General features: G+C 68.8%; 16 protein-coding genes and 1 tRNA gene. 2 read left to right on the top strand and 15 right to left on the bottom strand.

What is annotated here, in order from left to right:
• Positions 1-10 precede the first annotated feature (10 nt).
• From AB0367_RS00775 to AB0367_RS00840, 14 genes are all read right to left on the bottom strand, one after another.
• Entirely contained in the window at positions 11-4405 is a 4395-nt protein-coding gene (locus tag AB0367_RS00775; RefSeq protein ID WP_366224070.1) for a hypothetical protein, read from the bottom strand.
• Positions 4406-4408: 3 nt separating this feature from the next.
• Positions 4409-4756 carry a hypothetical protein gene (locus tag AB0367_RS00780; protein WP_366224071.1) on the bottom strand — a complete coding sequence of 116 codons (348 nt, stop codon included), beginning with the start codon at positions 4754-4756 and terminating at the stop codon, positions 4409-4411.
• Positions 4757-4758: 2 nt separating this feature from the next.
• Positions 4759-5433 carry a hypothetical protein gene (locus AB0367_RS00785; protein WP_366224072.1) on the bottom strand — a complete coding sequence of 225 codons (675 nt, stop codon included), beginning with the start codon at positions 5431-5433 and terminating at the stop codon, positions 4759-4761.
• A 188-nt stretch (positions 5434-5621) separates the two neighbouring features.
• Complete coding sequence (locus AB0367_RS00790; RefSeq protein WP_366224073.1) at positions 5622-6101, bottom strand: hypothetical protein; 480 nt, start codon at positions 6099-6101, stop codon at positions 5622-5624.
• Positions 6098-6325, bottom strand: coding sequence for a hypothetical protein (locus AB0367_RS00795; protein WP_366224074.1), 228 nt, complete (start codon positions 6323-6325; stop codon positions 6098-6100). Before AB0367_RS00795 ends, AB0367_RS00790 begins: the two co-directional genes overlap by 4 nt.
• Positions 6326-6411: 86 nt before the next feature.
• On the bottom strand, positions 6412-6645 hold the full coding sequence (locus tag AB0367_RS00800) for a hypothetical protein (RefSeq protein WP_366224075.1): 234 nt from the start codon (positions 6643-6645) through the stop codon (positions 6412-6414).
• On the bottom strand, positions 6642-7070 hold the full coding sequence (locus tag AB0367_RS00805) for a hypothetical protein (protein WP_366224076.1): 429 nt from the start codon (positions 7068-7070) through the stop codon (positions 6642-6644). The genes AB0367_RS00800 and AB0367_RS00805 overlap by 4 nt, the downstream gene beginning before the upstream one ends.
• A 176-nt stretch (positions 7071-7246) precedes the next feature.
• Entirely contained in the window at positions 7247-7642 is a 396-nt protein-coding gene (locus AB0367_RS00810) for a hypothetical protein (RefSeq protein ID WP_366224077.1), read from the bottom strand.
• Positions 7643-7671: 29 nt separating this feature from the next.
• A complete protein-coding gene (locus AB0367_RS00815) occupies positions 7672-8208 on the bottom strand; it encodes a single-stranded DNA-binding protein (RefSeq protein WP_366224078.1) in 537 nt (178 codons plus the stop codon).
• Positions 8205-8420 (bottom strand): hypothetical protein, encoded by a 216-nt coding sequence (locus AB0367_RS00820; protein WP_366224079.1) that lies wholly within the window; start codon positions 8418-8420, stop codon positions 8205-8207. Before AB0367_RS00820 ends, AB0367_RS00815 begins: the two co-directional genes overlap by 4 nt.
• A gap of 172 nt (positions 8421-8592) precedes the next feature.
• Entirely contained in the window at positions 8593-9918 is a 1326-nt protein-coding gene (locus tag AB0367_RS00825) for a hypothetical protein (RefSeq protein WP_366224080.1), read from the bottom strand.
• On the bottom strand, positions 9908-10810 hold the full coding sequence (locus tag AB0367_RS00830; RefSeq protein WP_366224081.1) for a hypothetical protein: 903 nt from the start codon (positions 10808-10810) through the stop codon (positions 9908-9910). The genes AB0367_RS00825 and AB0367_RS00830 overlap by 11 nt, the downstream gene beginning before the upstream one ends.
• Positions 10811-11058: 248 nt before the next feature.
• Complete coding sequence (locus tag AB0367_RS00835; protein WP_366224082.1) at positions 11059-11292, bottom strand: DNA-binding protein; 234 nt, start codon at positions 11290-11292, stop codon at positions 11059-11061.
• 34 nt (positions 11293-11326) lie between these two features.
• Positions 11327-11551 carry a helix-turn-helix transcriptional regulator gene (locus tag AB0367_RS00840; protein WP_366224083.1) on the bottom strand — a complete coding sequence of 75 codons (225 nt, stop codon included), beginning with the start codon at positions 11549-11551 and terminating at the stop codon, positions 11327-11329.
• A gap of 90 nt (positions 11552-11641) precedes the next feature.
• Between AB0367_RS00840 and AB0367_RS00845 the strand changes: the two genes are divergently transcribed.
• Positions 11642-12490, top strand: coding sequence for a hypothetical protein (locus AB0367_RS00845; protein WP_366224084.1), 849 nt, complete (start codon positions 11642-11644; stop codon positions 12488-12490).
• Positions 12487-13863 carry a site-specific integrase gene (locus AB0367_RS00850; protein ID WP_366224085.1) on the top strand — a complete coding sequence of 459 codons (1377 nt, stop codon included), beginning with the start codon at positions 12487-12489 and terminating at the stop codon, positions 13861-13863. The genes AB0367_RS00845 and AB0367_RS00850 overlap by 4 nt, the downstream gene beginning before the upstream one ends.
• A 104-nt stretch (positions 13864-13967) precedes the next feature.
• Here the strand turns inward: AB0367_RS00850 and AB0367_RS00855 are convergent.
• A tRNA-Ser gene (locus AB0367_RS00855) sits at positions 13968-14055 on the bottom strand.
• Positions 14056-14230 lie beyond the last annotated feature (175 nt).

Here is a 14230-nt window from a genome sequence, read left to right on the forward strand (position 1 = left end):
CGCGCCCAGGTCACCGCGTCTGCCAAGCCAGCTCGGCCGCGACCGCCTTCGCCAGCTCCTGGACCGACATGCCGTCGGAGGCGTGCACCGGGATGGTGATGCTTGGCCGCTCGGCGGCCCGTTCCTGCTGCGCGGTCTGCACCAATTCGGGCCGGCCGGTGCCGTTGTAGGCCAGGCTGAGGCCTTGCGGCAGCCGCCCACCGGAGTCGTACACCCCGAGCGGAACTCGCCGGTTGTTGATCGTCATGCCGGACGGGTCGCCGCCGACGTCGAGTCCGAGCCCGCGTAGCGCATCGACATTGACGAGGCCGCCGGTAGCGAGGTGGAACTGCTTCTCGAATGTGCCGGTCTTCCGCGCCGCCGTCCCGATCTTGATACCGGATCGGGTTGACGCCGCCTCGAAGCCGAGCCCGCCGTAGTTCCCGGCCATGTGCGTCGCCGGGTTCACGCCGACCGTCAGGACACCGCCAGGGCCAGGCTTGAATCCGGCCGGCGCGCCGTTGGTGAAGTCCTGGGTGACGAAGTACCGCTGGCCGTGGCCGCCGCCCAAACCCCTGATCAGGCCGTAGACCGCCGACACCAGGCCGGAACAGTCGTAGCCGAACGGGCCCGCCGCCGCCCAGATGTACGGCAGTTTGCCCGCGGCCCGGATGAACGCCTTGATGTCCTCCGACCCGCCGGACGACGGGCCCTCGGTGGCGACCCTGGCCACTTCGGCGCGGCTGGGGATCTTCATGTTCGCCACCGTCGTGGGGAACGGGTAGTGCTCGGTGAGGACGTCGTTAATGAGGCCACCGGTCGCGTATCCGCGAATCGCCTCCCGGGAGATGGTTCGGTGGCGGACCGCCTCCATGAACCCCTGACCGTAGTAGTCAACCGAGGCTGCGGGCTGCACGAACTCGCGATTAGACAGCCAGAACGGCGTCCCGGTGCTGCGTTCCATCGCGGGGACCGAGTCGGAGGTGCCGGTACCTGGGCCGACGACCAGACCGCCAGTGGCGTATCCGGCGCTCGCCGAGAAGTTCGACGCGCCCCGCCCGTCCGGAGAGACGTGCTGCGGATTGATCTTGTTGCGGGCCTCGGTGAGGCTGATCCCGGTCCGCAGCGCCAGCTGGTAGGCGAGCAGCTCGTCCAGCTGGGCCTTGGTGGCGTCAAGGCCTCGGATCGTCACGTCGGTCGTCTTGGCCGTTGGAATCTGGCCATAGATGCTGATCAGATCCTCGGTGGCCTTTTTGTCGATGCCCTTCTTTGATGTCTTGTCCCGGAGCTTGTCGATCTCCTCCTGGTGCTTGCGGGTCGCCTCGTCGATCGACATGCCAGCCGCGACGTTCGCCCGGAACGTCGCGTTGATCGCGTTCAGCTGCTCTTTGAGGCTGTCTCGCACCCGGAGACCGGCCTCGGAGGTCATGTCGAGCTTCCGGGCGCCGTCTGCGTTGAGGAGGTTCCGGGTGTCGAGGGTCTTGTTCGTGGCGAGGATGGCTTTCGCCTGCGCCTCGTTCGCCTCGTCGGCCTGGCGGGCCGCCCCGAACAGGGCGTCCTCGGCGTCCTTGAGTGCCCGTGCCTTATCCGCGGCGGTCGACGTCGAATCCGCCAGTATCTTGTACGAGTCGGCGAGGGACTTGACCGCGGGTTTCGCGGATTCGAAAATGTCGTTCGTCTTGCGCTGCTCGCTGGCGAGCTGCCCGGTCAGCCTCCCGGCCTCGGCGGCGGACGCGCTCGAATCGAGGAACGCGACCTTCATCCCCTCAAGGCGCTCGATCTGCTCCTTGTCCGCCTTCGCGGCATCCCCGGACTCGTAGCCGACCCTGACCCAGAGCGCGCCGATGTGGTCGTCGATGGCGTCGACGACCCTCTTCCGCGCGTCCGCCTCACCGTTGAGGCCGGCGACAACCTCTGATGCCTTGATGTTGTGGGACTGGGTGACCTCAACCAGGCCGCGGAGCGCGACATTGTTGGCCAGGATGGCCTTCGCCGATTCGAGAGCCGCCGGGGTGACGCCGTCCTTGAAGGCGCGGGCGTACTCCTCGAGCGCCGAGCGGTAGCTGTCGGTGTTCACCTTCGTCTCGGCCTGCTTCTCGGCGAGAAGGGCGAGGACGGTGACGGCGGCGGTGGCGGCCACCAGGAACGGGCCGCCGATGAATCCGGACGTGGCCGACAGAGCCCGCTGCATCCCGGTGGTGGCGACCCTGGCCTCGTCGACAACGGTCCTGAAGGTGATCATCCGGCCGATGCCGGTCAGCAGGCCGGAGTTCAGCAACGACTGCGCGCCGCCGGTGAGCAGCGCCGCGGTCTTGTAGGCGGTGATCGCCGTCGCCAGGGTGGTGATGACCGGCACGGGGATGGCGTTGATGACCTCGCCGAGGATGCGGAGCTCGGTGACGACGAGCGACCCGACCGGGGCGTACGCCTGAACGATGTGCCCGCCGACGGTCACGAGCTCACCGATCGTCCGCACGACCTTCGGACCCTCGGTCTGGGCGTAGCGGACAAAGGACTGGAAGCCCTGGTTGCTCTCCAACGTCCGTGACCAGTCGCGGAACCGCTCCGACAGCTTCAGGACGCCGGCGCCGACCTGCCGCTCGACGGGCGCGAACTCCATCAGGATGTGGGCGAAACCCTCACCGACGTTGACGGTGGTCTCGTACAGCCCGTGGAGAACCGGGGTGGCGTTGCCGGCGATGAAGGAGAAGAAGCCGCGCCAGACTGGGCTGGTGAAGGTCTTCGCGGCACGGACCTCGAGAACACCGATGGTGCCGGCGACGTCGCCAACAAACGAGTTCAGGTTCCCGAAGTAGGGCAGGATCGTCTCGATCGACTGCTGCGCGCCGGGCAGCACCCCGTTGGCGGCGGTCGCCTGCAGCTCTTGCAGCCGGGGCCGCAACGAGAACAGGTACCGGGCGAACGTCTGTGCCGAGACAGGCAGCCCCCGCATCGCCTCGTCGAGCTTGTCGATGGCCGCAGTGCCGCTGGTGGCCGCGGCGACGGTGGCCGCGCCGGCGGCCCGTTGAGCGGAGATGACGGACTGCTGAGCCTGCGCGATCGAATACGCCGACTGCCGTGCCTGGGAGGCGGCCTGATCCCGGGCCTGGGTGACGCCACGCTCAGCAGCGGTCACCCGCTCCTGCGACTGGGCGATGGCCTCCTGCGCCGCAACGACGCGCTTCGACCCGTCGATGCCGCTTTTGGTGTTGCGCTCCTGCTCGGCTGCGAGTTGCTCCCCGGCGGCCTTCAGCTGCTCCTGCCGGAGCAGCGCCTCCTGGTAGGCCAGCCTTGACTGCTCGCCGCCACCCCACGCCGCCGCGGACTGTGCAGCGGCGACCTCAGCGACCGCCCTGCGCTGGTCGATGGCGTTCTGCCGCAGCCTGAACGCCGTGTCCTGCTGGGCGAGCCGCTCCGCCTCGCGGGCGTCGTTGAGGGCCAGCTGGGCGCGTTGCGCCTCCCGCTGCGCCGCACCGACCTGCCGCTCAGCGTCAGCGATCTGCTGCAGGGAACGGCGCTGGGAGTCGGCGGCGTTCGCCCTGGTGTTCGCCAGGCTGGCCTCGGCGGAACGGATCTGGTCGGCGGTGGACGCCAGGGACCGCTGCTGCCGGTCGATGCCGCCCGATTTCGGCGTGTCCCGTTGGGCGTCGGCGAGGGCTTTGATGGCCCCGCCGACACCCCGGTACGCCAGCCCGATCACGCCGATGGCAGGTGCCGCGGACAGGGCCGCAGAGCCGAGGGCGAGGATCGCGGCCGTTCCAGCCACAGCGCCGGGCACGATCGCCGGGCCGAGCGCGAACGCGGTATTGACCAGCACGTTCATGTCGCGGGTCGCGGCAGCGGCGTTGCTGTCGACGTCGACCTTCGCGTTGGCGCGGCGCCCATCGAGCCGGTTCAGTTCCCGGTCAATGGCGAGCAGCTCGATCGCCGCGTTGGCGGCGTCGACCCGCACCTGCGCGGACGGGGACTTTCCAGCAAGCTCGTCAAGTTCGGTCTTGATTCGGCGGACTTCCGCAAGCGCCTCGGTGGCGCCGATGTCGACGCCGATCCGCTTCGACGCGAGCGTCGACAGTTCGCCGCGCAGGTCCTTGAGCTTCTGTTCGGCCCCGGTCGTCGCCACGCCGATCTGCGGCGTCGGCAGCGACCGCAGCGCCGCCTCGATCCGGCGCTTGGCAGTGTCGGCGAATGTGCCGCCGTATTCGGCACCAGCGCGGGCGCCCTGGGCTCGTATCCCGGAGCCGCCGAGACCGTCACGGACGCCTCTGGCAACCTCTTGAGCGATGACCCGGCCTATGACCCGGCCGATCTGCTCACCGGCTGCCGTAGCGCCTGCCAGGTTAGTTCGGACGAATTCGGGCCAGAAGCCATCGGCGCGAGGCCTAATATCGACGTAAACCGATCCTGCGGAGATTCCCTCCTCGTGCATGGCTCACCCCTCCGTGATGCGGTTGAGCTGCTGAACGGCCTCGGCGACGGAGATGTCCTTGGCGTCGGCGATCATCTGGACGGCGAGTGTGAACGCGACCGCCTGCTCACTGACGATCCGTCCGAGCAACTTCGCCGCTTCCAGATCGGGGCACGGGCTGAAGAGGGGATCGTGGGCGGCGACGGCCGCCACGTCGATCCGGTCGTCGTAGACATGCATGATCGCCGACTCGACCGCGGCCATGGAGTCGACGCCGGCGTCAACCGCTGCCGAGAGCAGCAGCGCGACATCACCGGCCTGACGGACGCCACGGCGGATCGACTGGATGAACGGTGCCGCTGACTGGTCCATGGCTACCGGACTCGCTCGGTCGACTTCAGGCCGCCGCGCGTGTCCCCGAAGTACCCGACCGCAGTGCCGGCGGCAACCCGCTGGCGGTGATCGTCGATGCGGCCATCCTCTCGGCGCTCGACGTCGCCGAACACGGCGTCGTAGACCTCGCCGTCGGTCATCTCACCGACCGGTTTCACGCTGGTGGCCGTGCTCGCCGCCACCTGCTGGCCCTGCCGGTACTGCTCGCGCTCCCGATCTACAGCCAGCGCGCCCTTGGACACCCACGACTCGACGCGTCGGCGGTAGTCCCGGTTTGGCCGGTCGTGCCAGTACTCCGCGCCGATATCGCCGGCGTGCTCGCCGGACGCCGCCTGCAGCAGTTCCATCGCCGCCGCCCGGTCGGGCGTCTCCGCGATCGCGTGCCGGACCGTCCAGGGGACGTTCGCCAGCAGGTGGGGGTCGATGCCAGAGGCAGTGAACGGCGGCAGGTCGCCGGACTCGAACAGCGTCGGCACGTCCTGGTTCTGCGTCGAGGTGGCCAGAACCGCCGCACCCTGCCGTGCGGTGAGGTCGTCCAGCTCGGGGTTGAGCCTGAGCCACTTCGCGTCGACGCCCGCGGGGCGACGCGTGCCGGGCATCTGCGAGCTGGCCGCGGGACCATCGGCGTGGATGGCGCCGGATGGCAGCACCGGCACGGCACACCCCGCAGTCATGGCCTGCGGAATCCGTTCGCCAATCGGGCCCTCAGCCCGCCACCTCGTCGCTTCCCGAGCGTGGATCCGGCCGGTGGCGGTCGCCCAATCGACGACCGCCTCACCAGCTTCACGCTTCCTGTCGAAAATCGCCATGACGGCCGCTCCCATGCTGTGGCGGCCAGGATTCGTCAGGCCGCGGGTTGCAGGGTTCGGGCCGGAGACTCGATGCGGGCGCGTCGGACCTGCTCACGACCCCGACGTGCCAGCACCTCATCGCGCTCGATCGTCCACACCCCCGACCGGCACTGGGCTGAGGCGAACACTTCGCGCCGACAGAGATCTCGCACGTTGCGTTGGCCGCAGCCGAGCAACGATGCCGCCTCGCCAGTACCGATCGGGTCCAACCGGACCCCTGAAGTTGTCTCGAAGCGTGCCAAATCTGCAGGTGGCGGCACTTCCGTACTTCCGGAGACGGCAGATCGCGCGTCACGCGCGGCCACCTCGAGCAGCCTCCGCACCGCGGCGACATCCGCAGGCGCCCGGATACCGTCGCGGCGGGCTGCTGTCTCGGCGGTCACCAGCGCCCGCCAGAACATCAGGGTCCCCGCCGGGCCGAGCAGCACCAGACCGCCCGGCAGCGGCGTCGCCAGCGGATCAACCGGCGTCACGACGCATGATCCTGAATCGCCAGGAACATCAGGTGCAGGTCAGGCCACTCGCCGAGGCTGCCGACGGCCAGATCCCGCGGCTGCAGGTGGCTTGCGGTGAAGCCGGCCAGCACCGACGCCACGGTCAGCAGCGTCTCGTGGTCCAGACCCTCGAGCGCCGCCCGGGCGGCACTCACGGCCGCCGCGGGATCGAACGCGTACCCGAGCGCCTCGTTGAGCGCCAAAAACGCCGTGCTCAGCGCATCGAGCGTTAGGCCATGGCCGCCAGGTTCGGAGGGTAGATCCGCAGAGGTGAGGGGTCCCCCCGCGGTCACCCCACCCGCCCGGGCGCGGCGGCGCCGAGCCGGACGAGGTGCCGGCCGAGCGTGGCCCGCACATTGGTGTCGGTGTGGTCGATGCCGAGCTCGCCAAGGGTGGCCTCGATGGCTTCAGCAACGAGCCCCGCCATGTTGGTGCTGATCTTGTCGTCGCGCGCGGCGACCGCGTCGAGGATCGCCGAGCACCTCCCGTGATCGCAGATCGGGAGGCTGCTGATGCCGCTCACCGGCCCGCTCCTTCCTCGTCGTCGTTGTTGAGTCCGAGCTCGGCGGCCCGGCGTGCAATCTCCGCCTCGACCTGCGCGGCCGTAATCGGGTCGACCTTCACCGGCGCATCCATGCCGGTGAGCTTCGCCCGACGTTCCTCGATCTTGAGCATGCGGTCGATGGCATGCAGCTTCGGACCGTCGTCGAGCAGTGGCTTCGTCGGATCGTCCGGATTCATGATCACTCTGCCGTTGGAGTGGGCGACGTGATCCGCGCGCATGATCCTGGTCGCTTCCGCGAGCATGCTGTCCAACCGGCCGAGCGCCAGCGTCTTCTGCCGGCCTGCAGGCTCGGCCACGATCGCGACCAGCGCCCGCGCGACCGCCTTCCGGGCCCCGCTGTGGTCGGCATAGCCCATCTCGGCGGCGATCTGCGGGTACGTCATGCCGTCGTTCCGCAGCTGGCAGGCCTTGGCGTCTCGCTCGGCCGTGTCCTCGTTGCGGACGTATCGGCCTGTACCACTGCTACGCGCCCTCTTCGAGGGCTTCGATGGTCCCTGGCCAAGGGGGTCCGTGGTGGCCATGTCCCGTTGTCCTCTCCGTTGTGCTCGTCGGTCTGGTGTCAGGCCTGCTCGACGGACCCGAGGAGGTGGTCGAGCAGCGCCCGCTCTACGCCGGCCTTCTTCGTCTCGAGCGCCTCGACCTGGACGCCCAGGAACAGCGCCGCCGCCTTGCTCGGCTCGGTGTGCAGGCCGTCGTTGGTGAGGTGCAGCTGGTCGCGGAGCACGTCGACCTGCTCGGCGAGCTCGGCAAGGTATCGCCGGCTGGTCCGGCACAGGGTCAGGGCGCTCGCGGTGCCGTACTCGCTGGCGTCGTCGGCGTACACCTCGGCGTCGTCGGCGATGTCGAGGGAGTCGAAGAGCGCGGCGGTCGCGCGCTCGTACTCGGCGACGGTCCGGCTTTCACGCTGGGTGAACTCGCCGTACGTTTCAGCGGTTTGCGCGTGGTTGATGGTCATGGTGGTTTTCCTTCCTGCTGGTGGGCTGCTCATGCCGGTCGTTGCGTGGTGGGACCAGCCCTGCGGCGGCGGGCAGCGTGGTCCCGCAGGTTCGTAACAACGGCGCTTTCACGGCGCGGCGCATCGGTCGCAGGCTGCTGACGGGCGCCCCGCTGCTGCTGCTTCGGCGCGGCAGGCTCGCCGGGCTGGGATCTCACGCTGTCGGCGGCGCTGCTCGTGTTGCCCTGTTGGCCGCGTGCGGCATGGTCGCCGCGAGGTTGCCGCTCCGGGGTCCATACCTTCGACAGCGTGACCTTGAGCTGCGGCTGGTCCTTCCACATGCCGACGCTGACCGTGCCCTGGACGGCCAGCTCATCGCCTTTGGTGTAGGCGGCGAGAGCGGCGGCCACGTCGTCGAAGCCGATGATGCTGGCCACGACGCTGTCGCCTTCGGTCCACGTCTCGCCGTCGCGCTTCCAGGCTTGGAACCGAACCAGGCCGTTGGTCCAGGTGCCGCCGCTGCGGGTGGGGCCGGTCTTCGGGTCGGTGATCAGGCGGCCAGCGCCACGGACCTCCGGCAGGCTCACGCGGTCACCTCTGGGTCGGGCTGGTTGCCGTCGGCGGCGTTCGCGGTGATACGGGCGAGCTTGGCGGCGTGGCGGAAGCGGAGGCCGTGCTGGCGGGCCTCGTGGTGTTCCGCGTTGGCCTGGCGTCTCCAGCTGATCCGGCGAAGGCGTGCGGCCTGGAGTTCGGCGAGTTCCGCTGCGAGGTCCAGCGGCGGCGTGGACTGGTGGATCATTCGGGTCTCCTCGATGTGAGGTGGGTGGGTCTGGAGTGGTTCCCGACCGTTTGCGGGTTCCGCCGGTGGTTCCCGGTTCCCCCCTTAGGGGGTGGGAACCGGGGAACCGGTGAAACCCGGTTCCGGGAACCGGTGGGAACCGGTCGGGAACCGGGGAACCGGTCGTTACACATCAGGCGGCTTTCAGGGCAACGGCGGGCTCGTCGGCCACGTCCTCCACCGGCTCCGGTGTGAGCGCATGGAAGAACGTGGCGCCGTTCTTGGTCCGCGTCACGCGACCCTTCGCCACGAGCCACTCCAGGGCGTCGAGCGCGGTCTGCTTCCGGCCCCCGGCAAGCACGGCCACCCTGTTGCCCGAGAGGGGCTCCTCGCTGCCCTGCAGAACCTCGATGACGCGGTCGACGGCCGGCGCGAGCTTCGGATCCGGCTGACCCTCGGCAACGGCTTTCTCGATGCCCTCCTGCTCGCTGCGCGGCGCGAACAGGACCACCGTGATGCCCATCTCGGGGTCCTCGGCGTTGCCCACGAGGTCGCCGAAGTGGTCGAAGTTCGGGCGTGGGTCGGGCTGGCTGGCCTCGCGCAGGGCGGCGTTGCGGTCCTTCGTGATGTAGATCTTCGACCGGCCCTTGCGTCCGCGCCCCCACGTCTTCTCGACCTCGATCATGAACTGTGCGCCGGTGAGGCCGGCCAGCTTGTGCTGGGCGCCGAGCGCATAACGGTTCCGACTGTCGCTCGACTTGACGACGTGGTCGGTGATGAGGGTCGCTGCGCCAGCGGTGAGTGCCGGCCGGATGACGGTCCGGCGGAACTTGGCGACAGCAGCCTGCCCGTCGCCGCCGGTGACGTCGAGGCCGAGCAGCGCGGCGCCCTCTGTGAAGCCGTCATAGACAACCAAGTCGGCGGTACCGCCGCCGAAGGTGATCGCGGCAGTGATGTCGTCTTCGCCAGGCGCGGCTTCTGGCCGGATGTAGCGGAACTGGTCGCTATCTCGCCGAAGCCGTTCCTTGATCAGGCCGAGGTCGAGGAGCCTGCCAACAACCGTGCGGGCATCGTCCTCAAAGTCGACGTACGTGACCCGGTGGCCCTTCTTGAGCACCTGGACGACGATCATCAACGCGAACCATGTCTTGCCCGACTCCGGTTCCCCGGCGATGCCGTGTTCCTTGCCCCGGTACAGAATCGGCACGCCGTCAGCGCGATGGCCGAGCTCGGTGACGACGGGATCGCGGGTGCCGTCGAGAACGTCGCTAATGTCCTCGGGCTGCCACGTGTTCCGACCGCCGTGCTTCTCGGCCGCGACCCGTGCGGCGGTCTCGGCGGCCACGATTTCTGCTGCCTTGGCGTCGGCGCGGCGGAAGACGGTTCGCTCTGCGAGCACCCGTTCGAAGTCGAGCGCACGAGGTATGCGCTCTTCCTCCGGAGAGGTCGGCGCAGCTGACGCCTCGCCCTTGCCGTTGACGTGGGGCAGGAAGTTCGGGACGACGAGGTCAGTGGACACGAAGGGCCTCGTACTCTGCCGCAGTGGCGTCGGCGTCGGCCGCGGGCAGGGGCATCCACACGGTGATGCGCTGCCGCAGAGGCAGGCCTGCATCGATGTGGTCGGAGATGTCCTTGCCCTCGGCGGCCTGGACGACCTCGATGGACCGGGCGATGGGCATGAGCGTTTCGACTACCGTCCGGGCGTGCTGCTCACCGGCGGTGTCTCGGTCGGCGACGATGACGACGTCGGCACCCGCGAGCCAGGCGGCGTGCCCCGCCATCCACTTGCCCGCGCCTTGCGGATTGGTGGTGGCGGGGTGCCCAAGCGACCAGAGCCGATTGGCGTCTTTCTCGCCCTCGACGACCCAGATGTTGACCTGCTCGAGGAACGGCCGACGCAGGTTAGCGAGCACCTCGGGCAGGCGGTAGATGAGGTCTGCGCCGACCTCGGTGCCGTCGTCTAGCGTGGTTCGCCAGGTCCGCCCGCTCCGCTTGGCCGGGTCGGGCCGCCATTGCCGGAAACACTTCTGCACGCAGCGAGACACGCCCCGAATGAGGGTGCCGTGCTCGTCGGTGTAGTCGTACTCGGCCTTGACGGCATGGTCCCGGACGGGCTCCCCGTCGCGGATCATGCAGGTCATCCAGGGCGCACGCTCGCGCCGCTCAGTGTCCTCGCGCGGTCTGGACAGGGCTTCCCATGTCAGACCGAAGCCGCGAAGGACGTCGTCGGCGTGGCAGCCGGCGTGGCAGTGAAGGACGACGGGCTGGTCTCGGCCGGGTGAGATGCTCAGGCTGGCGGTGCCGTCGTCGTGTGTGGGGCATCGAACCATGAAGCCTTGGCCACGCTTCGCAATTCGGTCGCACAGCGGCAGGATCTGTCCGCGGACGATAGCGTCGTACGTCGAGCTCATGCGACGTACCCGCAGTCGACGATGCCGCGAACTTGCTTGCGATGCCGCGCCTCTTCCACGGCATGGAGCGCTTTCGCTATCCTTGTTGTCAACGTGGTCCTTTGCGGGACGAGATGGTGGCGGTGCCGGGTCGTGGGGGCTCGGCGCTTGCTTTTTTCTGAGGTCTTTTCTCGGCCGGTCGGAGGGGGCTCGCGGCTGAGAACGTGTGCGCTACGCAGCGCGCTGGCCGGTGGTGCGCTGCGTCGGCTTCACGCCGATCCGGCTCCCAGGAGCTGGAGTAGCGGGCGGGTGGGACATACGACTCGCCGACCGACCTTGATCGCAGGAAAGTCCAGCTCGCCGGCGTGGTACATCTCCCACGCCTTGTTCTTGCCGATTCCGTAGGCGATCTGGCATGCCGTCACAAGGTCAGTTCGCAGGCCGAGGGCCTGGACTTCCTCGAGCGTCCAGGCGCGGCGGGCAGTTGGGGTTGCTGCGGTCACAGCGACCCGCCTATGGCGATCCGACCGGCGGCGTTCATACCGCCCCCTGGAAATGCACTGTGATGTCGGTGACATTGACGCCCAGGGCGTCGGCGACCCGCTTGAGCTTCGGAGGGGTGAGATCGCGCCGACCGCACTCAGCGTTGCCGAGGTGGGACTCACTGATGTCGACGTGGCTTGCGAATCCGCGCAGGTCCCAACCCTTGGCCTGGCGGATGGCGCGCAGGGCGCGGCCGTCGGTGGATAGCTTGTTCCGCATGACATGAACGATAGCGAATGAAGCCGAAAGAAGCCAATTGCTACGTGTCGGTCGTTCGGAATCATTCAGGTCCGTGGCAGACTCGGCAGCGTGGAGTGGACTGATCTGGGTAAGGCGATCACTCAACGTCGCGTCGAACTTGGGCACCACACGCTGGTGTCTTTTTCCAAGATCGTCGGGCTGAGCACGCGAATCCTTGGCGACCTGGAGGGTGGCCGCCGGGACTCCTACGATCCGGCCACGCTAGTGCGCATCGAGCGGGCGCTGCGGTGGCCCGCCGGGACCGTTGATGCAGTTCTTGCTGGGCGGCCGGTCCCAACAGATCCACAGGCCGTTGCGGTCACCCTGAGTGCCAGCCCTGCTTTGACTGTTTCAGGCAGTCGCAACCCTGAACCGTCCCGTCGCGAGATACACGGCGGACAACCGATCCGACAGGTACGCGTCGGCGACACAGTGATTTCGAGGCTCGCTGACGGTCGGGTGTCGGTCGAGAACATCGGCGAATCCGGTCCGGACCCGGAGTCATTCCAGCCATCTCCGCCGGAGCGCGCCGACAACGAACGCCGCATCATCCACTACGACCCCGACGACACGTCCCTGCCCGGCCTGCACCTGCCGCCCGGCTACGACACGTGGCGCATCCCGCATCCGCTCGCGGGCCTGATCCTGCTCCTCGACGACCCGCGGCTCACCCCGCCGAAACGCCGGCAGGTGCTGCTTGCCCTGGAGCAGCAGCGGCTGATGATCGGGGCGATGCTCAACGTCAACGACCTCACCCCGGAGGAGCAGTTCCGGGAGACGGTGGACGCGCTGGGGCAGGGCGAGCCGAAGGGGCGGCCGGTTCCGCCGGAGGCGCCCGTCGAGCGGCGGGAGCCACCGAAGCGGGAGCAAGCAATGCGGGAGAAGCCGGTCGAGCGCCACGGCGGTGGTCGGCCATGAAGGGCTCCGTCAAGCGCTACTGCACCTGTGTCGACCCGAGCACCGGCCGCCAGCTCGGCGCGAAGTGCCCGAGCCTTTCCGACTCCAAGCACGGAGAGTGGAACTACCGGGAGCGGCTCACCACGTCGACCGGGGTCCGGGAGATGCGCCGTCGCGGTTTCGCGACTCGTACGGCCGCGAACAAGTTCCGCGACGACGTTCACGCCCTGGTCCGGCTGGCGGCCGGCGACCCGGGCGCAGAAACGCGGATCGTCGACCTCATCTTCGACCGCACAAAGCGCGGCGGGCAGCTGCCGGACGCCGAGGACGTGAAGCGCCGCCTCGGCCTGCGCGGGCCGCTCGACCGGTCGATGACCCTGGGGGAGTGGCTGGAGCAGTGGATCGACGGCAAGCGGAAGCTCCGCGACTCGACTAACGACTCGTACGCTGGCCACATCCGCGTGTACCTCAAGCCGATGCTGGGGCACATCCCGCTCGACCGGCTTGCTGAGCAGCACATCTACGACATGTTCGACCGGATTGAGGAGTGGAATACCGAGATCGAGCTGGCGAAGCAGGAGGGTCGCAAGCCCGCCTGCGACGGCGACCAGCGACGCCGCTCCATGACCGTCGGCATCGCCACCCAGCACCGGATCTTCGCGACCCTCCGCAACGCCCTCAACGCGGCCCGCAAGAGCCGCCGCGTCGACGTCAACGTGTGCGAGTTCGTGGAGCTTGAGCCGGAGACCCGCCTTCCGGCCCGAGTGTGGACGCCCGAGCAGGTCGGACACTTCCTGGAGTTCACCGAACACGACCGGCTGCACCTGCTGTGGCGACTGGTCCTGCTGCGCGGGCTGCGCCGAGGTGAGGCGATCGGCCTGCGTCGGGAAGACCGGGTTGCCGAGGGCAAGGTGCTGCTCATCCGGTCCACGATCCTGCAGGTCGCTGGCCGGGTCGTCACGGGCGTGCCGAAGACCCGGGCCGGGGAGCGCGAGGTCACGCTGGATGCCGAGTCGTCCCGGCTGTTCGCCCTGCACCTCGAAGCGCAGGACGAGGATCGGCGTGCACTCGGCGACGCCTACTCCGACCTGGACCTGGTGTTCGCGTGGGAGGACGGCACGCCGCTGCGGCCGGACTACGTGACCCGCCGCTTCAAGATGCTGTCCGTCGCGGCCAGCCTGCCGGAGATCACCCTGCACATGGGCCGGCACACCGCGGCGACGCTCGGCCTTGAGGCGGGCCTGGATGTGAAGGTCGTCTCGGACCAGCTGGGCCATGCGAACACGAACATCACCCGAAACCTGTACCAGCACGTGCGCCGGGCCGTTCACGACGCGGCGGCCGAGGCTGTGGTGGCGCTGCTGCCGCCGCGCGTTCCGCGGCCAAGCGAGTAGCCTCCCGTGCGCCGTGGCCATACGGTGGCCAAAGGCGCCAAGATCGCCGGTACGGCGGGGGCGTGCAGGGGTGGCGGCGGGGAATGTTCCCGCAGGCCAGGGAGCGGAGGGCGTGGGATTCGAACCCACGGAGACGCGGAACGCCTCACCGGTTTTCAAGACCGGCGCCATCGGCCACTAGGCGAGCCCTCCAATGGAACGACGCTAAGTGTGCCAGATCCCCGTCCGTCCGGCCTCGTCACCCACATGAGGGACGTCGTTCGTGGCGTCCGGGTAGCTGGGCGGGGAACTCGGGCTGATGACTTCTCGGACATGCTGTCGCAAATGTCCGACTATCCGAAGGTGAGCTGCCGCTGACTCGAGGTCT

The sequence above is a fragment of the Dactylosporangium sp. NPDC051484 genome, assembly GCF_040689395.1.
Lineage (GTDB): Bacteria > Actinomycetota > Actinomycetes > Mycobacteriales > Micromonosporaceae > Dactylosporangium.

Coding starts and splice junctions, on each gene's coding strand:
- AB0367_RS00775 (WP_366224070.1), bottom strand. CDS start 4,405: ATGCACGAGGAGGGAATCTCCGCAGGATCGGTTTACGTCGATATTAGG.
- AB0367_RS00780 (WP_366224071.1), bottom strand. CDS start 4,756: ATGGACCAGTCAGCGGCACCGTTCATCCAGTCGATCCGCCGTGGCGTC.
- AB0367_RS00805 (WP_366224076.1), bottom strand. CDS start 7,070: ATGACGTACCCGCAGATCGCCGCCGAGATGGGCTATGCCGACCACAGC.
- AB0367_RS00810 (WP_366224077.1), bottom strand. CDS start 7,642: ATGACCATCAACCACGCGCAAACCGCTGAAACGTACGGCGAGTTCACC.
- AB0367_RS00820 (WP_366224079.1), bottom strand. CDS start 8,420: ATGATCCACCAGTCCACGCCGCCGCTGGACCTCGCAGCGGAACTCGCC.
- AB0367_RS00830 (WP_366224081.1), bottom strand. CDS start 10,810: ATGAGCTCGACGTACGACGCTATCGTCCGCGGACAGATCCTGCCGCTG.
- AB0367_RS00840 (WP_366224083.1), bottom strand. CDS start 11,551: ATGCGGAACAAGCTATCCACCGACGGCCGCGCCCTGCGCGCCATCCGC.
- AB0367_RS00850 (WP_366224085.1), top strand. CDS start 12,487: ATGAAGGGCTCCGTCAAGCGCTACTGCACCTGTGTCGACCCGAGCACC.